Origin of the sequence: Flagellimonas oceani (assembly GCF_011068285.1) — a bacterium.
Classification (GTDB): domain Bacteria; phylum Bacteroidota; class Bacteroidia; order Flavobacteriales; family Flavobacteriaceae; genus Flagellimonas; species Flagellimonas oceani.
In genome coordinates this window covers 3,218,639-3,241,146 of the sequence record NZ_CP049616.1, presented here as the reverse complement: position 1 = coordinate 3,241,146, position 22,508 = coordinate 3,218,639, and the positions used below count along the sequence as shown (strand labels likewise).

The 22,508-nt window shown below is 43.8% G+C and carries 17 protein-coding genes; 14 read left to right on the top strand and 3 right to left on the bottom strand.

What is annotated here, in order from left to right:
• The first annotated feature begins 83 nt into the window (after positions 1-83).
• From topA to GVT53_RS14655, 8 genes are all read left to right on the top strand, one after another.
• Positions 84-2,570 carry a type I DNA topoisomerase gene (gene topA / locus GVT53_RS14690; RefSeq protein WP_166249254.1) on the top strand — a complete coding sequence of 829 codons (2,487 nt, stop codon included), beginning with the start codon at positions 84-86 and terminating at the stop codon, positions 2,568-2,570.
• A 1-nt stretch (position 2,571) separates the two neighbouring features.
• Positions 2,572-2,736: a hypothetical protein gene (locus GVT53_RS14685; RefSeq protein ID WP_166249253.1), complete on the top strand. Its 165-nt coding sequence runs from the start codon at positions 2,572-2,574 to the stop codon at positions 2,734-2,736.
• A gap of 72 nt (positions 2,737-2,808) precedes the next feature.
• On the top strand, positions 2,809-3,966 hold the full coding sequence (locus tag GVT53_RS14680) for a formimidoylglutamase (protein ID WP_166249252.1): 1,158 nt from the start codon (positions 2,809-2,811) through the stop codon (positions 3,964-3,966).
• A 121-nt stretch (positions 3,967-4,087) separates the two neighbouring features.
• Positions 4,088-5,467, top strand: coding sequence for a T9SS ring complex lipoprotein PorK/GldK (porK, locus tag GVT53_RS14675; protein WP_166249251.1), 1,380 nt, complete (start codon positions 4,088-4,090; stop codon positions 5,465-5,467).
• A gap of 86 nt (positions 5,468-5,553) precedes the next feature.
• Positions 5,554-6,210, top strand: a complete 657-nt coding sequence (gene porL / locus GVT53_RS14670) for a type IX secretion system motor protein PorL/GldL (RefSeq protein WP_166249250.1) — start codon at positions 5,554-5,556, stop codon at positions 6,208-6,210.
• A gap of 63 nt (positions 6,211-6,273) precedes the next feature.
• Positions 6,274-7,845 (top strand): type IX secretion system motor protein PorM/GldM, encoded by a 1,572-nt coding sequence (porM, locus tag GVT53_RS14665; RefSeq protein WP_166249249.1) that lies wholly within the window; start codon positions 6,274-6,276, stop codon positions 7,843-7,845.
• Positions 7,846-7,871: 26 nt separating this feature from the next.
• The gene (gene porN, locus GVT53_RS14660; RefSeq protein ID WP_166249248.1) at positions 7,872-8,774 is read left to right on the top strand and encodes a type IX secretion system ring subunit PorN/GldN; all 903 of its coding nucleotides are present in this window, start codon (positions 7,872-7,874) and stop codon (positions 8,772-8,774) included.
• A gap of 120 nt (positions 8,775-8,894) precedes the next feature.
• The gene (locus GVT53_RS14655; protein WP_166249247.1) at positions 8,895-9,950 is read left to right on the top strand and encodes an NAD(P)/FAD-dependent oxidoreductase; all 1,056 of its coding nucleotides are present in this window, start codon (positions 8,895-8,897) and stop codon (positions 9,948-9,950) included.
• 2 nt (positions 9,951-9,952) lie between these two features.
• Here GVT53_RS14655 and GVT53_RS14650 read toward each other — a convergent pair whose 3' ends face one another.
• Entirely contained in the window at positions 9,953-10,348 is a 396-nt protein-coding gene (locus tag GVT53_RS14650; protein WP_166249246.1) for a DUF983 domain-containing protein, read from the bottom strand.
• A gap of 65 nt (positions 10,349-10,413) precedes the next feature.
• Here GVT53_RS14650 and GVT53_RS14645 point away from each other — a divergent pair, with 65 nt between their 5' ends.
• From GVT53_RS14645 to GVT53_RS14620, 6 genes are all read left to right on the top strand, one after another.
• Complete coding sequence (locus GVT53_RS14645) at positions 10,414-12,327, top strand: ABC-F family ATP-binding cassette domain-containing protein (protein ID WP_166249245.1); 1,914 nt, start codon at positions 10,414-10,416, stop codon at positions 12,325-12,327.
• Positions 12,328-12,461: 134 nt separating this feature from the next.
• Positions 12,462-13,349: a leucine-rich repeat domain-containing protein gene (locus GVT53_RS14640; RefSeq protein WP_166249244.1), complete on the top strand. Its 888-nt coding sequence runs from the start codon at positions 12,462-12,464 to the stop codon at positions 13,347-13,349.
• A 147-nt stretch (positions 13,350-13,496) separates the two neighbouring features.
• The gene (locus GVT53_RS14635; RefSeq protein WP_166249243.1) at positions 13,497-14,618 is read left to right on the top strand and encodes an efflux RND transporter periplasmic adaptor subunit; all 1,122 of its coding nucleotides are present in this window, start codon (positions 13,497-13,499) and stop codon (positions 14,616-14,618) included.
• Between the two features lie 11 nt (positions 14,619-14,629).
• Complete coding sequence (locus GVT53_RS14630) at positions 14,630-17,920, top strand: efflux RND transporter permease subunit (RefSeq protein ID WP_166249242.1); 3,291 nt, start codon at positions 14,630-14,632, stop codon at positions 17,918-17,920.
• Positions 17,920-19,245, top strand: coding sequence for a TolC family protein (locus tag GVT53_RS14625; RefSeq protein WP_166249241.1), 1,326 nt, complete (start codon positions 17,920-17,922; stop codon positions 19,243-19,245). Before GVT53_RS14630 ends, GVT53_RS14625 begins: the two co-directional genes overlap by 1 nt.
• A 3-nt stretch (positions 19,246-19,248) precedes the next feature.
• Positions 19,249-19,431, top strand: coding sequence for a CPXCG motif-containing cysteine-rich protein (locus tag GVT53_RS14620; RefSeq protein ID WP_166249240.1), 183 nt, complete (start codon positions 19,249-19,251; stop codon positions 19,429-19,431).
• A gap of 116 nt (positions 19,432-19,547) precedes the next feature.
• On the opposite strand, the gene GVT53_RS14615 is transcribed toward GVT53_RS14620, so the two are convergent.
• Positions 19,548-20,693 carry a glycoside hydrolase family 16 protein gene (locus GVT53_RS14615; protein WP_166249239.1) on the bottom strand — a complete coding sequence of 382 codons (1,146 nt, stop codon included), beginning with the start codon at positions 20,691-20,693 and terminating at the stop codon, positions 19,548-19,550.
• Positions 20,694-20,792: 99 nt separating this feature from the next.
• Positions 20,793-22,499, bottom strand: a complete 1,707-nt coding sequence (locus tag GVT53_RS14610; RefSeq protein ID WP_166249238.1) for a hypothetical protein — start codon at positions 22,497-22,499, stop codon at positions 20,793-20,795.
• Positions 22,500-22,508: the final 9 nt, after the last annotated feature.

Below are 22,508 nucleotides of genomic sequence, written 5' to 3'. Positions count from 1 at the left end.
TTTGAAGTTTTCGGCCTAAATACGAGGTTGTAACTGCTGATGTTTAAATTTTAATATACTTTTGTTGTGACAAAAACCAGTGCATGCCAAAAAATTTAGTTATTGTAGAGTCCCCCGCCAAAGCTAAGACCATTGAAAAATTTCTGGGTAAGGAGTTTCAAGTTGAGTCGAGTTTTGGGCACATTGCCGACCTTCCCTCAAAAGAGCTCGGTGTTGATGTGGAGAATGATTTTAAGCCAAAATATACTGTAGATAAAGAGAAAAAAGCCTTGGTTAAAAAGCTCAAGGACTTGGCCAATAAAGCTGAAACCATTTGGCTGGCAAGTGATGAGGACCGCGAGGGGGAGGCCATATCTTGGCACTTGGCAGAAGAGTTGGGATTGGATAAGGACAAGACCAAACGTATCGTATTCAACTCCATTACCAAATCGGCCATCCAAAAGGCCATTGAGAATCCAAGGGACATCAACTATAATTTGGTAAATGCACAACAGGCCCGTAGGGTGTTGGACCGATTGGTGGGTTACGAGCTATCGCCTGTGCTTTGGAAAAAAATAAAGCCGGGACTTTCGGCAGGGCGTGTGCAGTCCGTTGCAGTACGCTTGATCGTTGAGCGGGAGAGGGAAATTGAAGGATTTACGCCCGAAGCTTCTTTTCGAATCAAAGCTGAGTTCAAAACTCATGAGGGCAATACATTTGGTGCAAAGCTGAATACCACGTTCCCAACAAAGCAAGCGGCCGAATCATTTTTAAAGGAGAATATTGGAGCTGATTTTTCGGTTTCCGATTTGGCCCAGAAGCCGGCAAAAAAATCTCCGGCAGCCCCGTTTACCACTTCCACTTTGCAACAGGAAGCTTCAAGAAAGCTTTATTTTTCGGTTAGCCGTACCATGCAGGTGGCCCAGCGGTTGTACGAAGCCGGTCTCATCACCTATATGAGAACGGATAGCGTTAACCTGTCCAACGAAGCATTGGCAGCCGCAAAAGATGCCATTCTGGACAACTATGGCGAAAAATATAGTCAAACCAGAAACTTTACAGGGAAATCCAAAGGGGCACAAGAGGCGCACGAGGCCATTCGCCCTACCGATATGAAATTACAGTCGCCCCAATTGGAGCGCGACCAAGCAAAATTATACGAGTTGATTTGGAAACGAACCCTTGCCTCGCAGATGAGCGATGCACAGTTGGAACGTACCAATGTTAAAATAAAAGCGAGCACCCATAGCGAAGAATTCTCCGCAAACGGGGAAGTAGTGAAGTTCGATGGTTTCCTCAAAGTGTATCTGGAAGGTACCGATGATGAAGACGGGGAGGAGCAAGATGGAATGCTTCCGGCCATGAAAGTAGGGGAGCCGCTTCAAAATGTATTTATTTCTGCAACCGAAAGATTTTCAAGGCCTCCTTACCGCTATTCGGAAGCATCTTTGGTGAAGAAACTGGAGGAGTTGGGCATTGGTAGGCCATCTACCTACGCACCTACCATATCCACCATTCAAAATAGGGGATATGTGGAAAAAGGTACCGTTGAAGGTTCCGAGCGCAAATATGCACAACTGGTTTTGGAAGGCGGAAAAGTGTCCGACAGCCAACTGAGCGAAATGGTAGGTTCCGAAAAAGGGAAAATTGTCCCTACGGATATCGGGATGATCGTAAATGACTTTTTGGTGACGCACTTCACACAGATTCTGGATTATAATTTCACGGCCCAGGTCGAAGAGGATTTTGATGAAATCGCATCAGGTGATGAGGATTGGCAGGATATGATGAAGAATTTCTACAAGGATTTTCATCCGAATGTCTTGGAGGTGGAGGAAAATGCCGAACGTGCCAGCGGAGAACGTGTTCTGGGAACCGACCCAAAATCGGGCAGACAGGTATCGGTACGATTGGGACGTTTTGGCCCCATGGTTCAAATAGGTACGGTGGATGATGAGGAAAAACCTGAGTTTGCCAGTTTGTTGCCAGATCAGTCCATCGGAACCATCACATTTGAAGAGGCAATGACCCTTTTTGAGCTTCCGCGCAAGTTGGGGGTTTACGAAGGTGAAGAGGTTGAGGCCAATGTTGGGCGATATGGCCCTTATGTTCGATTTGGAAAAAAATTCATTTCCTTGGCACAGGGCGAAAGCGCCTTTGATGTGGACATGGACCGTGCCATTGAGCTCATCAAGGAAAAACAAAAGGCAGATGCTCCCATTGGCACCTACGAAGGAAAGGACGTTACCAAAGGTAAAGGTAGGTTCGGGCCATTTATTAAATGGGACGGTATGTTCATCAACGTGAACAAGAAATATGATTTTGACAATCTATCCGACGGTGATATTGCTGAATTGATCGAGACCAAAAAGAAGAAAGAGGCCGAGAAACTGATTCAGGAATGGCCCAAAGAAAAGATACGGATAGAAAAGGCCCGTTGGGGAAGACATAATATAATAAAAGGTAAGGTTAAGGTGGAACTTTCCAAAGATGTGGACGCCACAAAAATCACTTTGGAAGAAGCACAGGCCCTACTGGAAAAGAAATCACCAAAGAAAAAAGCCAAGACAAAATCAAAAGCTAAGAAGTAGTATGAATAAAGTAAGAATCATTGGCCTACTAATCCTGCTTGTCGGAATTGTTATTCGTTTTGTACTTAAAAATGACACTTTGGATTTTCTTTCTGGACTATTTGTAGGACTTGGAATTGGACTTATTATAGTTGGGAGAATTTGGGGGATAAGTGCTAAGAAATAATATTACTGCTCATAGCATCGATTTATATTTCGGAATTGAATCCAAAACAATATCATAAAGTTCAAATAAAAGATGGCATTTGATTTTCTGGTTCCGGTCAAGGACAAGGTATTGGCACATTGCGAATTGTTGCCAGAACAAGCATTGGGCAAAAACGTTCATATGCATACCGAAAAAGAGGGGCTCCCCGTATTCGCCCATGCCGATGTGGCTATTTTTGGTGTTTTGGAATCCCGAAATGCCTTTGAGAAAAAGCCCGAGAAATTGGATTTGGACGAAGTGCGTATCCAGTTGTACCGTTTAATGATGGGCAATTGGAACTCCACCATTATTGATATTGGCGATGTAGAGGAAGGCGATACCGTCGAGGATACCTATTTTGTAGTAAAGGAAATTGTGGCGGGTCTGCTGGAAGAAAACATCATACCTATTGTGTTGGGGCTTACCCAAGATATTACTTTCCCTACCTACCGCGCTTTCGACAAAATAAAGAATATGGTGAACCTGGTCTCCATCGATAGTCGTTTTGACTTTGGTGAGGACGACGAGCTGATTTCATCACATTCGTACATGAGCAAGATCATTACGGACAAGCCCAACAATCTTTTCAACTTTTCCAATATTGGCTACCAAAGTTACTTCAATGCCCAAGAGGAAAAGGATTTAATGGAGCGTCTATTTTTCGATGCCTACCGATTGGGAGAGATTGCCGCCAATATAGAGTTGGCGGAACCGGTATTGCGCAGCAGCGATATCGTAAGCCTTGACCTAAGGGCGATCAGGGCCAGTGAGATGGGCGGCTCAAGAAATTTTTCTCCCAACGGGTTTACCGGAAGGGAGATATGTGCCATTGCCCGTTACGCCGGCATCAGCGATAAAGTAACCCTGTTCGGTATTTACGAGGGAGAGAATTCATACCAAGCTTTTCAGATGATCGCCCAGATCATCTGGTACTTTATAGAGGGGTTGAGTTTTAGAATAAAAGAATACCCAAGCTCTAAGAGCGAAGACTTCACAAAGTTTACCGTGCCCACGGACACCGAGGAATTGGTCTTCTTCAAAAGTCATGTTACAGAAAGATGGTGGGTAGAAGTACCAACAATTTTAGCTGAACATACTAAAACAAATTCGGTGGCGTTATTACCATGCACCGAAGAGGACTATCTGGATGCTTGCAACCAGAACATTCCCGAAAGGTGGTTCAAAGCCTACAGAAAAGGGCTGAACTAAATAAATTAAATTTTGACCATTAATTGTTTTTACACAATAATTCATTCAAAAATCAGTTTTGAAAATAATGAACCTGTGTAGAACAGTTAAAAATCTTGAATCGAATAATTTAACCTAAAGTATGAGAAAGCTATTCTTTTCATCTATAGCACTTGTTTTTTTGCTTACCAGTTGTGGCTCTAAATCAAGATCAAAAGGTGAACTAGTTGGGGTCAGTGGTAAAAAATGGCATCCAGAAAAACCCTATGGAATGGAACTGATTCCCCGCGGCGCCTTTGTTATGGGTAAAGCCGAAGAGGATCAGGCGAAAGTATTGAACGCTCCCACAAGAACGGTTACCGTACGTTCCTTTTATATGGACGACACGGAAATCACCAATAGTGAGTACCGACAGTTTGTGGAGTGGGTCAAGGATTCCATAGTAAGAACACGGTTGGCCATCTTGGCCGACGAGCTGGGAATAAGCCCAGAGGATGAAGGTATCGGGGAGTATGCTTTTAAGGATACGGACACTACCGAACTTTCGGTTTATGACAAATACATGCTCGACAACTACGCGGGTCTTGGAGCAACAGGCTACGAAGGAAGGGCATTGAACAAAGATGTGGACTTGGTATGGGATACTTCCGAATACCCGGATGAGTACTATGCTGAGGTAATGGACTCCATTTACCTTCCTGAAGAGGAGAGCTACAACGGGTTGAGAAGTGTGGATGTAACCAAATTAAAGTACAAGTACAGCTGGATGGATATTGAAGCTGCTGCCAGGGCAAGAACCGGTAACAGAAAGGATTTCATCAAGCATGAAGAATTGGAAATCTATCCTGATACCACCGTTTGGATACGAGATTTTGAATACAGCTACAACGAGCCAATGCACAACGACTATTTCTGGCACGATGCCTACAGCGATTATCCTGTGGTAGGTGTTAACTGGATGCAGGCCAAAGCTTTCTGTAACTGGAGAACCAAGTTCAAGAACGACGATCAAAAAAGTCGAGGCAAACAGTTTGTGAACCAATTTAGGTTGCCAACGGAGGCAGAGTGGGAATACGCTGCAAGAGGAGGAATCGAAGGCGGAACATATCCTTGGGGCGGTCCGTATGTGATCAGTGATACAGGATGTTTCATGGCAAACTTTAAACCACAACGTGGTGATTATGCAGCCGATGCGGCACTTTATACTGTAGAAGCAAAATCTTTCGAACCAAACGATTACAACCTCTACAATATGGCCGGTAACGTATCCGAATGGACCAATTCAAGTTTTGACCAGGGTGCATACGAATACCTGTCCACCATGAACCCGAACATCGGTTCACAGGACAACCAGCGTAAAGTGATCCGTGGAGGGTCTTGGAAAGATGTTGCATACTTCCTGCAAGTAAGTACACGTGATTACGAATACCAAGATTCCGCAAGAAGCTACATCGGTTTCAGAACCGTTCAAGATTACATGGGAGAGGAAGACTCTACCAACGGTAGCAGAAGCGGACTATAAACAATACAACGAGAGAACATTATATAAACAAGTAAGAGTAGTAACCAAATACTTATTTTTTATATAACTTAATTAAAACTAGAATTATGGCGCAGTCAAAATCAACAAAAAAGCTGTTTAACATGGCCTACGGGCTTGGAGCATCGGTGGTAATTATCGGTGCATTGTTCAAGATCCTTCACTGGGAGTTTGGACCACTTACCGGTGGACTTCTTCTTGCGGTTGGACTTATTACCGAAGCATTGATCTTTGCTATCTCTGCATTTGAACCAGTAGACGACGAGTACGATTGGTCCTTGGTATACCCAGAATTGTCCGGAGGTCAGCAATCTGCTTCCAGAAAACAAGAAGCTAAAGATGCTCAAGAAGCTGAAGGCCTTCTTTCCAAGAAATTGGACAACCTACTTAAAGAAGCCAAAATCGATTCTGATCTTTTTGCCAACTTGGGCGAAAGCATCAAGAGTTTTGAAGGTGCCGCTAAGAATATCACTCCTACAACAGATGCTATCCAACACACTAAGAAGTACTCTGAGGAGTTGTCTCACGCAGCAGCTCAAATGGAATCATTGAACAGCTTGTACAAAGTACAATTGGAAAGTGCCAGCAGACAAGCTTCCATCAACGAGGAAGTTGTACAGAACGCAGGTGCTTTGAAAGACCAAATGCAATCATTGGCCACTAACCTTTCTTCTTTGAACGGTGTTTACGGTGGTATGCTTACAGCCATGGGCGGAAGAAACTAATTAGAGTTTGATCAACAAAAAACAAACCAAATCAAATTAATTATTAAATCTAATTAGAAAAACATGGCAGGAGGAAAACAAACACCACGTCAGAAGATGATCAACCTTATGTACTTGATCTTCATCGCGATGTTGGCACTTAATATGAGCAAGGAAGTACTTGCAGCTTTCGGGCTTATGAACGAAAAGCTGGAAACTTCCAACACCAACATGGACGCCAATAACTCCAATTTTATGGCCAGCTTGGAAACAAAGGCCAGTGAAAACGAGGAGGAATACGGCGAACTGTACCAAAATGCTCAAGAGATTAAACAACTTTCCGATAGCTACTACAGCTATTTGGAAGGATTGAAAAAAGAAATGACCGCAGATTTGGAAGATCCAACGGACTATGTGGTTATGGACAAGTCTGACTACTTGGACCAAAAATTCTTTCAGGGCGACAATTTGGGCCCAGAAGGGAAAAAGTTCATGGATCAGATTCAAAATTACCGAGAAGGCGTTGTAAATGCATTGCCGGCAGATGGTTTCGAATCTTTGAAATCAGCAGTTAAGGCACGTTTTGCCACTGGTGGTGAAGATGGTAAGGTTGAGAAGAGAGACGGAACCCGTCAAGATTGGATCAACTATCACTACGAAGGATTCCCATTGGTAGCTTCTTTGACCAAGATGACCCAATTGCAGGCTGACATCAAAACTACCGAGCAAGAGGTATTGAAAACCCTTTTGGAAGGTGAGTTGACCGAAGCTGTATCGTTGACAAACTTTGCAAGTTCATTGTCTGCTCCTAAAACAGCCTACTACGCAGGTGAAAAGTATGATGGAAAAATCATTGTTAGCAAAACTGACAAGACTTCCACACCTGTAAAAGCTGAGTTGACCTTGGACGGAAGACCAATGACAGAAGGTAAAGATTACGAATTGGAAGCTGGTGGCATCAAAATGTTGATCAGTGCCGGTACTCCTGGTGATCACACAATCAAAGGAACCATGACCTTTATGCAGGATGGTGAAGAAGTTCCTGTAGAAGTGAACAACACTTTTGCTACGATTTCCATGCCCAATGCAGCGGTTATCTCCGCAGATAAGATGAACGTGGTATATCGTGGCGTTGCCAACCCAATGACTATCTCTATCCCTGGAATTCCAGATAACAAGGTGTCTGCAAATGCTCCTGGTTTGAGCAGAAGAAGCGGAAGCCAGTACGTTATGAACCCCGGAACAGGTAGGTCTGTGACCATTACCGCTTCCGGTACATTGCCAGATGGTAAAGGAATCAGCACCAAGTCCGAGTTCCGTATCAAGGATATTCCAAGACCGAGCGGTACCGTTCGTGGTGAGTCTGGTAGCGTTAAGATGCCAAGAAACAACCTGGAAATTTCCACTGTTAGTGCTATGTTGGAAGACTTTGATTTTGACTTGAACCTTGCTGTAAGCCAGTTTAAGTTCAAAGTTCCCGGTCAGCCTACCGTAGTCGTAAACGGAAACAAATTGGATGCGAGAGCCAAATCTGCACTTAAGAGAGCGGATAGAGGTGAATCTGTCCAGATATTCGATATCCAAGCTTACATCACAAACAACAAGAGCTACAAGTTGAAAAAAGTATCTCCTGTAGTGGTTGAGCTTACAAACTAAGAAGTATAAAAAGTATACAAGTGATCATGAATTGGAAAAACGCATTATTAATTGGATTGTTAGGCATATTGCCAGTATCAATCATGGCACAGGCAAACATTTTGAATGCCAAGCTGCCCGAAGATATAGGTAAGAAAACCCAAGCTCAAATAGAGCAAGATGCCGATGAGCCCTTGGAATACGGTTATGTGGATGATAGGGATATCCTTTGGTCCAAGACCGTTTGGGAAATCATCGATCTTGACGAGCGAGTCAACTTTCCATTGTATTACCCGACCGATACCATAGGTATTGGTGCCGATAGAAGGTCTTTATACCACGTTTTGATGAAAAACATCAGAAACGGTAACCTTACCGAGGTATATGCAGACTCTTACTTTACAGAGAAGAGAAAGTTGGAGGATCTTTCGGCAACCTTGCGTAAAGTGGATACCACTGACCTTGGATATGAACAATTGAATGCCGGTGAGCAAATATCCCCTGAATTTATCAACAGAAGGGATTTGACAGCCGCTGATATTGAGGAATTCCGAATTAAAGGAATGTGGTATTTCGATAAGCGCCAAGGTGAGCTTAAGTATCGCTTATTGGGAATTGCCCCGGTTGCTCCCGATGTAAACTTTATAGACGATGAATCTATGGGAACGGGGGAGAACAAAGTAGAGTTGTTCTGGGTATGGTATCCGGCGGCACGTCAAATTTTGCACGATGCCAAGGTGTACAACCAGCAAAACTCCGCAAGACCCATTTCTTTTGATATGTTGTTGAACGCGCGTCGATTCAATGGTGTGATCTATAAAGAAGAAAACGTTCACGAAGATCGTGAGATAAGCGATTACATTTTTGATAATGCCTTGTTCCAGCTCTTGGAGGCCCAAAGAATTAAAGAGGGAATTCGAGACAGGGAGCAAGATATGTGGGCGTATTAATATCGTTCATAGAATATTTCCAATTCAATAAAGCAAAACGCCGCACTCAGTGCGGCGTTTTTTTTGGTTTAAAGTCAAATGAAAATGTCAGGGATTCGCTCAGTTCGCTAATTTTGCGGTATGGTTGATTATATTGTAGTAGGGCTAGGTTTGGCAGGAATCTCTTTTTGCGAGGTTCTGGAAGAAAATGGGAAAACCTTCAAAGTGATTACCGATGGATCCCAACAGGCGTCCCAAGTTGCAGGAGGCCTGTACAACCCAGTTATTTTGAAGCGGTTTACCATGGCCTGGAAAGCCAAAATGCAGCTGCAGGGAGCAAAACCGTTTTATCAAAAATTGGAACAAAAACTGGGTGTTACATTGGATTATGAACTTCCGGTTCTACGAAAATTCGCGTCGATAGAAGAACAAAACCTATGGTTCGAAGCTTCGGACCGCCCGGATTTGGATTATTTCCTCTCCACTAAGATTATCCCGAACAACAATCCTTCAATAAATGCCCCTCATGGATTTGGAGAGGTGAAACATACTGGTAGGATTGACACCAGAGCTTTGATCCGTTCATATAAAAGCTATCTCAAAAATAGTGGTGCATTTGTAGAGGAAACTTTTGACTTTGATGCATTGTCCATTTCAAGCGATACCGTGTCATATAAGGATATAATCGCAAAAAAATTAGTTTTTGCCACTGGCTTTGGCCTAAAACAGAATCCATACTTTGGGTATCTGCCCTTGAACGGGACCAAAGGGGAATTGCTCATCATCCATGCCCCTGATTACAAAGAGAACAACGTCATCAAATCGTCCGTTTTTACCATTCCCATGGAAAATGACAGGTATTTGGTGGGAGCTACGTATAAGTGGCAGGATAAGACCAACCAACCCACAGAGGAATCCAAGAACGAACTCCTAAGAAAACTCAGTACTTTTTTACAATGCGATTTTGAGGTTGTGGACCATGTGGCGGGCATAAGACCAACCGTTGTAGATCGTAGGCCACTCGTGGGAAGGCATCCAGAACACCAAAACCTTTATGTCCTGAATGGATTTGGTTCAAGGGGAGTGATGATCGGGCCGTACGCCTCCAAACAATTGTTCGATTTTATAGAAAAACAAAGCGAGCTAGACCCCGAAATGGACATTCAACGATTTACCAAAAAATACTACTCCAATTAGCGCTACGCGGTTTCGTGCTTTTTGGCCGAAGTTCCATCGTACTTCACAAAAAAATTGATCCAAATATTTCTGGAAAGTCTAATTATGACCGGCATAAAAACCACTAAAGTGCCCACAATGGCAATAAAAGTCGTGGGTAATGAAGCGTCCAGAAACAAGAATGAAATCACAAAAGCCGCGACCGCAAAGGCAATGCCCACTGCATAGCTTACGTACATCGCTCCGTAAAAAAAAGAAGGCTCAATCTTATACCTTAAACCGCAATGGGAACATCGTTCGTTCATGCTGAAAATTTTGGAAAGTACATAGGGATTGGACTTTTCATACATGCTCTCCTCTTGGCATCTTGGACAGTTTCCTGTTAAAATGCTGTACATTTTGGTTCCTTTTTTTAACATTTGCACGGCTTTTGTACAAAAGTACATATTCGCCGATTAATGTTTTGTAATCAAGGTCACATATAATGCTAAATGTTCATAATCTATCCGTAGCCTTTGGAGGGGAATATCTGTTCGAGGAAATATCGTTTCGTCTTAATGGGGGCGATCGGGTAGGGCTTATCGGAAAGAATGGTGCAGGAAAATCAACAATGCTCAAACTCTTGGCCAAGGAAATGCCCTTGGACGAAGGTGCCATAGCAACCGAAAAAAACATCAAAATAGGTTTTCTAAAACAGGATATCGACTTTGAGGAAGGTAGAACGGTCCTGGAAGAGTCCTATCAGGCATTTTCGGAGATCAAGGAAATGGAGCTGAAACTAGACGAGATAAACACAGCATTGGCGGAGCGCACCGATTATGAAAGCGAGGGGTATCATCAATTGATGGTGGACCTGAACGATGTGACCCACAGATATGAAATTTTGGGCGGGTATAACTACCAGGGCGATACCGAAAAAGTATTGCTTGGATTAGGTTTTAAGCGGGAAGATTTCAACAAACTCACTGATACATTTTCCGGCGGTTGGCGTATGCGGATCGAACTTGCCAAACTGTTGCTCCAGAGCAACGATGTACTTTTGCTGGATGAGCCTACCAACCACTTGGATATCGAATCCATAATTTGGTTGGAGCAATTCTTGCGCAACTTTACCGGAGCCGTTGTAATTGTCTCCCACGATAAAATGTTCCTGGACAATGTGACCAACCGTACCATTGAGATTTCCTTGGGAAGGATTTACGATTACAGCAAACCCTATTCCCAGTTTTTGGTGCACCGCAAGGAAATCAAGGAGCAGCAATTGAGTGCGCAGAAAAACCAAGAAAAGCAAATTCAGCAGACCGAAAGGCTGATAGAAAAGTTCAGGGCCAAGTCCAGCAAGGCCTCCATGGCCCAATCCTTGATCAAGAAGTTGGATAAAATGGAGCGTATCGAGGTGGACGAGGAGGACAACAGTGTGATGAACCTTAGATTTCCTGTCTCTGTTACTCCCGGAAAGGTAGTTGCCGAACTGGAAGGAATCTCTAAAAGTTATGGCCCTAAAAAAGTGCTTCAAGATATCGATCTCATGGTCGACCGAGGGAGCAAGACCGCATTTGTAGGTCAAAATGGCCAAGGAAAAACGACGCTTGCCAAAATTATGGTAGGTGAACTGGAATATAAGGGGGATTTAAAGATTGGCCATAATGTGCAATTGGGCTATTTTGCCCAAAACCAGGCCGAATATCTGGATGGCAGCAAAACCATTCTGGATACCATGATCGATGCCGCCAATGAAAAAAACCGTAGCAAGGTGCGGGATATCCTCGGGTCATTTTTGTTCAGGGGAGATGAGGTGGACAAGTATGTAAAGGTGCTGTCCGGAGGTGAGCGCAACCGCTTGGCCTTGGCCAAAATGCTCTTGCAGCCCTTCAATGTTTTGGTGATGGACGAACCTACCAACCACTTGGACATCAAATCCAAGAACGTTTTAAAGCAAGCCTTGCAAAATTTTGAAGGAACATTGATTCTGGTATCTCACGACCGTGATTTTCTTCAAGGGTTGACCGATAGGGTCTACGAGTTTAAAGATGGGGGAATCAAAGAATATTTGGGTGATATTGATTTTTACCTTGAACAACGAAAGATGGAAGATTTCCGAAGCGTTGAGAAAGGAGATCAAAAGAAAGAAGAAAAATCCCAAGAAAGGGCAAAGGAGAGCGACTACCATACCCAGAAAAAGCAAAAATCACTCAAAAACCGACTCAGCGGAGTAGAGAAGAGAATTTCACAATTGGAAAAGGAAATTGCCGATATTGACCATGATTTGCTCATGGACTACGATGCCACTATAGCAAAGCCTAACTTTTTTGATAAATACGAGGGTAAAAAGCAAGAATTGGAAGGTCTTATGGAAGATTGGGAATCGCTGTCCCATAAGCTTGAAGCCTTGGATTAAAGATTATTCCCACTTCTCACAACGCTTTTTCACGAATTCACAACATATTGCAGGGAGTTTGTCGATAAAACTTGTAGGATGTTTCGTATTTTTATTATTTTGTCTGTAAATTTCCTACAACTAAATAAGAAAAGATGCTTCGTATTACGATTTTTCTCTTTTGCTTGATGTCCTCGGCCAGCATATCGTTCGCCAATGGACAGGTTTCCCCCAAGGAAAAATCTGCATTGGTAGACTTTTACAACAGTACCAACGGCAAGGAATGGAATTCTTCTTGGGATTTAAACGCTCCGGTAAACACATGGAAGGGCGTACAGGTGCATAAAGGCCATGTGGTGGGCCTCACACTTTTTATGAATAATTTAAGTGGCACGCTCCCTGAAAGTTTAGGTAACTTAAAGCACCTTTCTACATTGAATTTGGCGTTTAACCAGATTACGGGCGTACTTCCAAAGGACATTGTAAAATTGGAAAACTTAAAGACTCTACGTTTGGAGATGAACCGAATCAAAGGTGAAATCCCGGAAGGAGTAGACAATCTTAAAGAATTGGAAGTGTTCTCCATGTTCAATAATTTTTTGACCGGAAATATACCGGAGAGCTTCGGAGAACTTAAAAATTTACGAGAGTTGAATTTATCGAGCAACAACCTTAAAGGAATCATACCCAAATCCATTGGGAACCTTTCAAACTTGGAGGCCTTAGGTCTTTTTGAGAACAAATTGGAAGGACAGATACCTGCGGAGATTGGAAACTTGGCTCAGTTAAAGGAGTTGGTCCTGTCCAACAATCAATTGGGCGGTGAGATTCCGGCCGAGTTCGGACAATTGGCAAGCTTAAGGATATTGCAACTCCAAAACAATAGATTTAACTCTTTCAATACTCTGCACGGAATGGACTCCAAGCAGTTTTTGGTCTTTGATACCGATGATAAAACTTTGAGTCCAAAATTCAATGAAATTAATATAGACCGAACTCGAATGGCAGATACCAAGTTCGAGGACGAAAACGAAAACGAGTAGTTAGTATTACTTTAGTTTGTTTGGTTTGGGGATACAGGCGTGTATCCCCATTTTTTTTGCATCAAAATTTGTGGGAGATTTTATGAAATATTTAACCATTGTAAAAAATGTAGGGGATAGATTTGCACCGATTAAACCAACTAACACATGCGAAAGCTTATAATATCTGCTGTAGTCGGAGGTGTGATTATTTTTGCCTCGCTATATTTTGCAGGATTGATTGCGGATAGTAAGGAGAACAATAGGCCGCCATCACAAAAAATAGTCAAGACTGTTTTTGTGGATACGGTTCAGAATACCACCATACCCATAATGGTGCCGGCAAATGGAAATCTTCAGGCCAAAAAAAGGGTCGAGCTTTACTCCGAAGTGCAGGGTGTTTTTAGGCCAGGAAGCAAATTGTTTCGTACCGGACAGGAATATGCCGCGGGACAAACATTGATTCGAATCGATGCAAGTGAGTATTATGCCACCGTGCAATCCGCCAAAAGTAATCTATACAATTTGCTCACTTCCATAATGCCGGACCTTAGGCTGGATTATCCGGAGATTTACCCCAAATGGCAGCAATATCTCAATGGTTTTGATTTGGAGAAGACCACTCCGGAGCTGCCGAAACTGGATTCGGAAAAGGAAAAATTCTTTATAACCGGAAGGGAAATCATCACAACGTACTACAATGTTAAGAATTTGGAACAGCGTTTGTCCAAATATACCATAACGGCCCCATTTACGGGAGTGTTGACCGAAGCTTTGGTCACCGAAGGAACGCTGGTAAGATCAGGGCAAAAACTTGGTGAGTTTATCGATACGGGATTGTATGAATTGGGAGTTTCTGTAAGCAAAACTTATGGCGATTTTTTGAGAGTTGGCCGCAAGGTGGAACTTACCAATTTGGAAAAGACCCAATCCTACATGGGCGAAGTGACCCGTGTAAACAGCCGGGTGGACCAAAATTCGCAGACGATAATGGTTTATATCGAAGTGAGCGGGGATAACTTAAAGGAAGGCCAATACCTTGAAGCCAACCTGGAGGCGAAGGAAGAACCAAATGCCATAGAGATCAATCGCTCCCTGTTGTTGGAAAACAATCAGATTTTTGTGGTTCGCGACTCCATTTTGGATCTGATGGATGTTAAACCTGTGTTCTTTACGGACAGGACCGTTGTACTAAAAAATGTTCCCGACGGTGAAGTAATCGTGGCCAAACCGATGACAGGTGCCTATGCCGGCATGTTGGTGCGCACTTTTGACGAAAGTAAATCTTAAAAACCCCTGCCATGAGAAAGCTCATCTCGTATTTTATTAAATACCACATGGCAGTAAATGTCTTTATTCTGGCATTTTTTGTTTTTGGGGTCGTGGGGATTCTTTCCTTAAAATCATCATTTTTTCCACTCAACGAAGCTCGGAACATTACCATCACCATAGCATATCCTGGAGCATCTCCCCAAGAAATAGAGGAAGGAATTGTCCTAAAGATTGAGGACAACCTCAAAGGGCTCGAAGGGGTAGAGCGAGTAACCTCCACTTCAAGGGAGAACAGCGGTACCATCAATGTAGAGATAGAGAAAGAACGGAATGTGGATTTTATGCTGTTGGAGGTTAAAAATGCGGTGGACCGTGTGCCTACCTTCCCAACAGGAATGGAACCTTTGATCGTGGCCAAGCAGGAGCCTGTAAGGCCCACGATAAGCTTTGCAGTGAGCGGAAAGGATATTCCCTTGGCAACGTTAAAACAAATTGCCCGTCAGATAGAGAACGATCTAAGGGCCATTGACGGTATCTCACAAATACAAATAGACGGTTATCCGGACGAGGAAATCGAGATTGCAGTAGATGAAAACAGCCTCTTGGCATACAATCTTTCTTTTACAGATGTGGCCCAAGCTGTTTCCAATGCAAACATTCTGGTCACCGGAGGGAACATTAAGACCGTTACCGAAGAATATCTGATCAGGGCAAACAACCGTTCCTATTATGGGGACGAGCTCTCCAATATTGTAGTTAGGGGCGATGCTGCCGGACGGGCGGTACGTTTAAAGGACGTAGCCGTTATCCGTGATAGATTCTCCGAAACGCCAAATGCCTCTTATTTTAATGGAGAGCTGGCGGTGAATATTACCATAACCAGTACCAACACAGAAGATTTGATGGGTTCTGCAGAGAATGTGAGGCAGTACATCGAGGACTTCAACGAAAAATATACCAATGTACGGTTGGATGTGATCGACGATCGCTCTACAACATTGACGCAGCGAACCCAACTCTTGACCGAGAACGCTATCGTGGGAATGATATTGGTATTGGTCTTCCTATCGCTGTTTTTGAACACAAGACTGGCATTTTGGGTGGCCTTCGGACTCCCGATTGCATTTTTGGGGATGTTCGTGTTTGCCCCAATGTTCAATGTTACCATTAATGTACTTTCCCTTTTTGGGATGATTATCGTGATCGGTATTCTGGTGGATGACGGAATCGTGATAGCCGAAAACATCTATCAACATTACGAAGACGGAAAATCACCAGTGCAAGCCGCTCTTGATGGTACCATGGAAGTGATTCCACCAATTATATCGGCCATTATCACCACCATATTGGCCTTTTCGATATTCCTGTTCTTGGATAGCCGAATAGGTGAGTTTTTTAGTGAAGTATCCGTTATCGTGATTCTCACCTTGGTCGTATCCTTGGTAGAGGCATTGATCATATTGCCGGCCCACTTGGCCCATTCCAAGGCTTTGCATCCTAAGGACGATAAGCCCAAAACAAGTATAGCGCAAATATTTGCGAAGCTAAGGGTCATCAACAGAATAGGCGACAGGATAATGAACTACATGCGGGACAATTGGTACAGTCCTGCGCTCCGGTTTATGTTGAACTATAAGTTTTTGACCTTTGCGCTATTCTTTATGGCATTGGTGCTAACATTGGGTTCCATAGGTGGAGGCGTAGTCCGTACCGCATTTTTTCCAAGAATTGCGAGTGATCAAGTATCCATAGATCTTACAATGCCCAACGGAACCAATGAAAAAGTCACCGATTCCATCATAAGCCTCATTCAAGAGAAAGCACATATCGTCAATCAGGAGTTAACAGATGAGTATTTACAGGGCACTGACAAAATGCTTTTTGTGAACATGATCAAGAATCTTGGTCCCGGTTCATCAACGGCAACACTGGAAATCAATTTGTTGCCCGGTGAAGAGCGTCCGGATGGCATACGTGCCGATATGGTAACCACACGCCTTCGCGAGCTTATGGGTCCTGTAATCGGAGTGGAGAGCTTGATTTACGGCTCGGGCGGTAACTTTGGTGGAAATCCAGTGTCCGTATCCCTTTTGGGAAATAATATTGAAGAGCTAAAAGCTGCAAAAATAGAGCTTAAGCAAGCCATGGAAGCCAATTCCAATCTAAAGGACGTAACGGACAATGATCCCGCAGGAATCAAGGAAATACGCCTGGAACTCAAGGAAAATGCCTATTTGCTCGGTTTGGACCTCCGCACGGTAATGAACCAAGTTCGAGGCGGTTTCTTTGGTGCCCAGGCGCAGCGTTTCCAAAGGGGACAGGACGAAATCAGGGTATGGGTGCGTTACGATAGGGAAAACAGGTCTTCCATATCCGATTTGGACGAAATGCGGATATTGGCCCCGAGCGGCGACCGCATCCCATTAAAAGAAATAGCAACCTATACCATTGAAAGAGGAGATGTGGCCATCAACCATTTGGAAGGTAGAAGGGAAATACAGGTGTCCTCGGATTTGACCGACCCGGAAACCACGAGCGGAACCGATGCCATGTTGTGGATACGTAACGAAGTGTTGCCAGACATATTGGCAAAGTATCCGTCAATCAGTCCGTCTTATGAAGGACAGAACAGGGAGGCCAACAAACTCATTGGCTCACTTGGATTTGTGGGTCCCATTGTATTGTTCCTCATTTTTATAACCATTGCCTTTACGTTTAGGAGTATCAGTCAACCTTTGTTGTTGATTTTTATGGTGCCCTTCAGTTTAACCGCCGTGGCATGGGGACATTGGTTGCACGGTTTCCCTATCAATATTCTTTCCATGTTGGGAATTATAGCGTTGATAGGTATTATGGTAAACGATGGATTGGTACTTATAGGTAAATTCAATATCAATCTAAGAAACGGGATGAAGTTCGATGATGCCCTTTACGAAGCGGGCCGTTCCCGTTTTAGGGCCATTTTCTTGACATCGGTAACCACTATTGCCGGTTTGGCGCCCTTGCTTTTGGAAAAAAGTCGTCAGGCCCAGTTCTTAAAGCCCATGGCCATTTCCATTGCCTACGGAATTGGCTTTGCCACTATTTTGACATTGCTCATGCTCCCTTTGTTGCTTTCCTTTGGAAACAATATGAAAGTTTTGGCAAAACGCCTGTGGACAGGAGAAGAAGTTACACCGGAAGAGGTGGAACGAGCCATCCGCGAACAGCATGAAGAAGAAGATATGCAATCGAAAAGTGTGAGCCTGAACGGAACCGACAGTAGCGATATGTCACAAAACGGAGAAAAAACCTCAAACGTTGCAGAAGAGACCAGATAATGAAAAGCTTTTTGTATAAAATACCCCTGATTTTAATGTTGATTGGCTCATTCGTCCATGCACAGGATGAGGTGCTTACCAAAGAGGAGGCCATCAACTTGATTTTGGAGAACAACTTGGATATCAAAGTCGCCCGAAATACCAAGCTTATCGATGAGAACAATGCCGACATCCTGAATTCGGGCTATTTGCCGTCGGTGACGGGAAATGCCAGTGGTAGTATCGACAAGCAAAACTCCGAAGGTGTCTTGGCCAACGGGGATACAAGAAGAGCGGAAGGGGCGGAGACAAGAAGGTACAATGCTGCAGTGAACGTAAATTATACCTTGTTCGACGGTCTTGGCAGATATTACAATTATAAGAGTTTTCAGGAAAGGTCGGAACAATCGGAATTGGAGGTCAGACAGACCATCGAAAATACCATTTTACAATTGTTCACCGTGTATTACGAAGCGGCCCGCCTTACCGAAAATACGGCTACGTTGGAACAGGCCCTGGAGATTTCCAAGGATAGGCTCAAAAGGGCACAGTACCAATTTGAATTTGGACAAAATACAGGGTTGGATGTGTTGAACGCCGAGGTGGACATTAATACGGACAGCATCAATTTATTGAACTCCAAACAGCAGCTAAGAAATACCATGCGGGATTTGAACTTGATACTGAACCGGGATTTATCCGCTCAGTTTACTGCCGACACCACGGTGACCTTTGTTCCCGGCCTTCAAATGGAAAATATGTACAACGAGGCCCAAATAAACAATGTGAGGCTTCAAATTGTGGAAAAGGACATCAACATGGGCCTTAATGATATCAGAATAGCCAAAAGCGGTTATTTGCCCACTGTTGGACTTACGGGAGCCTATGGTTGGAACGAGTCCAGTAACAACAGTCCATTGGCCTTTGCTTTGCAAAACACCTCTACAGGGGTAACGGGGACCGTGAACCTTACCTGGAACTTGTTTGATGGGGGAACCACGATTACCGGTATCAAGAATGCCAAGATTGCCTATCAGAATCAGGAAATTGCAAAAAAACAGATTCAGTTGGAAGTGGAAAGGGATATTCGCAATGCATGGGATAGTTATACCAATGCGCTCTACGTGTTGCAAGTTCAGGAGAAAAACCTACAGACCAACCAAAACAACTTTACCCGTACCGATGAGCGATACAAGCTTGGCCAGGTGACTTCCATAGAGTTCCGGCAGGCCCAATTGAATCTTTTGAATGCCGAATTGGCTAAAAGTCAGGCCAAGTACAACGCAAAATTGGCGGAAATCCAAATGCTTCAGGTCAGTGGTCAGTTACTCAACGTAGATTTCTAAACGATGTTCGAGCACTTTTTTCAATGTCCTTACTGTTGGGAGGAAATTTCCTTTTTATTGGATAGTTCCGTTCCCCAGCAAACCTATGTAGAGGATTGCGAAGTATGTTGTAATCCCATCGAGGCCACGGCAAGGTTCAGTAACCAAGAGTTGGTCTCTTTTGAGGCAAAGGAACTCGGCCAATAAAAAAAGCCGAAGTCATTGCTCCGGCTTTTGGTTGGTTGGAATAAGTTAAAGTTACTTTTCCAAAATCTTGAAATTGAAGTGTTCAGTATCTAACTCCTTTGCACTGGAATTGTGTTTTACTGATATATTCTTACGTAATCAATCTCAAAGATATCTTCGGTAAAATTTGCCGGTACATCACCACCTAAATTTCCACCTATTGCTATGTTAAGAAGCAAGTAATGTTCGTGGTTGAAAGGTTTGTTGGTACCATTCTGGAATTCGTATACCAAAGTGTCGTCCACGTACGTTTTGATGCTTTCGCTGTCCCACTCCATGGAATATACGTGGTATTCCGATGATGCATCAGCAACGGCTGTTTCGCCGCCTTCATCACTGTACACTTCCGTATTCAAATCTGCCCAATGAAAATGTGAAATGGTGCTGTTTTTGTCCCAGCCTGTTTGTTCCATAATATCGATTTCGCCGCAAAGAGGCCAACCTACATTTCCATATTGATCGCCAAAATAGTTGCCCGTTTCATTGGAATTGGCACCCAAGGTCCAAATGGCGGGCCATGTGCCCGCTGTGCTCGGGAGTTTTGCCCTAACTTCTACACGTCCGTAGGTAAAGGCGAACTTGGCGTTCAATCTGGCCGAGGTATATTCTTTTGTGCTTCCATTGTACGAGTACTGCTCTTTAACTGCCCTGATTTTTAAGCTTCCCTCGTTTACATAGGAGTTATCCTCCCTGTCGGTATAGTGTTGGAGCTCATCATTGTGCCAACTGCCATTGTTGGGGGGAATTATTTGATGGTGCCATTTTTGCCCATCGGGTCTTCCTTCATTGTCAAACTCATCAGAAAAAACGAGGGTGGCAAATGCCTCGTCGGATTTGTAAACATCCACGATATAGGTCTCGTTGATAAATTCGCCCGATTCAGCGTAAGCCCAAACAGTGATGTTATGGGTATTGGTCCCAGTTTGAAGGAACGTATGCTCTATGCTACCTGTTTGGCTGTCAATCTGGTCTCCTGTTCCAAAGCGGAAGGCGTACCTATCGGCATTGTTGGCGGAAGCAGTTATCTGCACCGTTCCGGAACCATCACCATCGGGATTATTGTCGTTTGAACCTACCACTGAAATGACGACATTAAGATCGGTGGGTGCGCTATTGGAATCGGAATCTCCTGAACTGCAAGAAATCGTCAATAGAAGGGATAATATTGAGATATTGAAAATGCTCATTTTAACTATTTGATATATGGATACTTTGTTTTTCATAGAAAACCTTGGTTGGATTTGGCCCCTTTCTTTTTGGGAAAGGAGCTCATCCGTTTGCTTAATTAACTAACTCAATTCAATTTATGATTTGTTTTTCAATTACTCCTGATAGAAATATACATTATCCACAAAAATTGTGGCAGAACCAACGGGTTGACCTGCATAGATTAATTGTGCAATGTGGCCCTTGGTAGTTAGACCTGTAAAATCCGTAAGGGGAATGTCCAGAGAAATCCAAGTGTCCTGTTCGGGGTTTTCGATCGTAATCTCGTGTTCTACATCATCACCACCATCATAGGCGCCATCAGCTCCAAAATCCACCAGTTTAATTCGAATCTGGGTAGCATCAGCAGTCCATATATTGGTATGGAAATGAGTCATGCTAGTGGCATCGATTGGTGAGGCCACGGTCTCAATGCCAACAAAATTCAAATTGCTGTATTTTTTCACGTCGTCACCCTCAACCAGAATATCTTCAAGAGTGGCATCGGACCAATCAGTCCTCCATGTGTCAACAGCGACATTGGTATATGTATTGCTGAAAAGCGATATTACGTTTGATTCGTCAACTGATGGTGTTGGCGCGGCAGCAAGCGGTGCAGCATCGTTATAAAAGAGTACGTTGTCCACAAAAACCGTATTGGCGCCTGTTGGAGCTCCAACAAAAATTAATTGAGCAATATGTTCTTTGGTTGTTAGTCCGGTAAAGTCGGATAACGGAATGTCGAGTGTCACCCATTCTTGCTGAGCGGGAGCTTCGAACACAAGTTCGTGCTCTACATCGTCACCTCCATCGAAAGCACCATCAGCTCCAAAATCCACCAATTTTATTCTGAATTCCGTAGCATCCCCTGTCCAGATATCCGTTCTAAAATGCGTCATTCCAGAAGCATCAATTGGACTGGAAGTGGCTTCTACTCCTACAAAGTTGAGCTCACTGTACTTTTTGACTGCATTTCCATCAATTTCGATGTCCTCCAAAGTTCCGTTGGACCAATCTGTCCTCCACGTATCCACTGTAACGTTGGTATACACATCGCTGAACAACGAGATCACTTCTGTTGGGTCGATGGTCGGGTCGGGAGCGGGAGCGGTAGGTTCACCCGTTTCAACGGGCTCTTCCACTTCACCGCCTTCGCTCATAAAGATGTCGTCAAAATAGTGCGTGGTCTCGGCGCTCTTTTCTCCGTTGAAGTCAAAGAACAGAATCATTCTATCGAATTTGTCGGAATCACTGGGCGAGAAAACAAATGAAAGTTCTTCCCATTCGCCTGCGACGGTTGTGGTCGCCTGAACTTCTTTTGCAATGGAGTTATCGGTTTTGTCCTCAAACTTCATTAACACGATTTGGTCCGCAGCGGGCGAATACACTTTAATTTTTACGGTCTGCATTTCATTGAAATCCACTTTGCTGGCCAAATCAAAAAAGAAGCCTGCCCATGGTTCTATATCGGCTGTTTGTGTGTATTCCACCACGGTTTCCGAGGTATTTATGCCCGAAGGGTCCGGGTTTTCTATAAAGTCAAGAGTAAAGGAACCGTCTTTTTCCCCAAAGAAGGTTACCTCAGGTCCCCCGCACTCAAAATCCATTCCTTCGGACAATTCGGGAACAATGGTAGAAAAGGTGCAGTCTTCACCTGGTTCGGGCTCTGGTTCCGGCGTTGGCGGAACATAGGCGGAAGGAGGCGGAATGTCGTCCTCCGTTTCGCAAGAAATGATAGTGCCCAAAACTCCAATTGCCAATAGGACAACCACTAACGGTAGTCTGGAACTGGATTTGTCCATGTTATTATTATGCTTTTTCATCTTTCAATG

Coding starts and splice junctions, on each gene's coding strand:
- topA (WP_166249254.1), top strand. CDS start 84: ATGCCAAAAAATTTAGTTATTGTAGAGTCCCCCGCCAAAGCTAAGACC.
- GVT53_RS14685 (WP_166249253.1), top strand. CDS start 2,572: ATGAATAAAGTAAGAATCATTGGCCTACTAATCCTGCTTGTCGGAATT.
- GVT53_RS14680 (WP_166249252.1), top strand. CDS start 2,809: ATGGCATTTGATTTTCTGGTTCCGGTCAAGGACAAGGTATTGGCACAT.
- porK (WP_166249251.1), top strand. CDS start 4,088: ATGAGAAAGCTATTCTTTTCATCTATAGCACTTGTTTTTTTGCTTACC.
- porL (WP_166249250.1), top strand. CDS start 5,554: ATGGCGCAGTCAAAATCAACAAAAAAGCTGTTTAACATGGCCTACGGG.
- porM (WP_166249249.1), top strand. CDS start 6,274: ATGGCAGGAGGAAAACAAACACCACGTCAGAAGATGATCAACCTTATG.
- porN (WP_166249248.1), top strand. CDS start 7,872: ATGAATTGGAAAAACGCATTATTAATTGGATTGTTAGGCATATTGCCA.
- GVT53_RS14655 (WP_166249247.1), top strand. CDS start 8,895: ATGGTTGATTATATTGTAGTAGGGCTAGGTTTGGCAGGAATCTCTTTT.
- GVT53_RS14650 (WP_166249246.1), bottom strand. CDS start 10,348: ATGTTAAAAAAAGGAACCAAAATGTACAGCATTTTAACAGGAAACTGT.
- GVT53_RS14645 (WP_166249245.1), top strand. CDS start 10,414: ATGCTAAATGTTCATAATCTATCCGTAGCCTTTGGAGGGGAATATCTG.
- GVT53_RS14640 (WP_166249244.1), top strand. CDS start 12,462: ATGCTTCGTATTACGATTTTTCTCTTTTGCTTGATGTCCTCGGCCAGC.
- GVT53_RS14635 (WP_166249243.1), top strand. CDS start 13,497: ATGCGAAAGCTTATAATATCTGCTGTAGTCGGAGGTGTGATTATTTTT.
- GVT53_RS14630 (WP_166249242.1), top strand. CDS start 14,630: ATGAGAAAGCTCATCTCGTATTTTATTAAATACCACATGGCAGTAAAT.
- GVT53_RS14625 (WP_166249241.1), top strand. CDS start 17,920: ATGAAAAGCTTTTTGTATAAAATACCCCTGATTTTAATGTTGATTGGC.
- GVT53_RS14620 (WP_166249240.1), top strand. CDS start 19,249: ATGTTCGAGCACTTTTTTCAATGTCCTTACTGTTGGGAGGAAATTTCC.
- GVT53_RS14615 (WP_166249239.1), bottom strand. CDS start 20,693: ATGAAAAACAAAGTATCCATATATCAAATAGTTAAAATGAGCATTTTC.
- GVT53_RS14610 (WP_166249238.1), bottom strand. CDS start 22,499: ATGAAAAAGCATAATAATAACATGGACAAATCCAGTTCCAGACTACCG.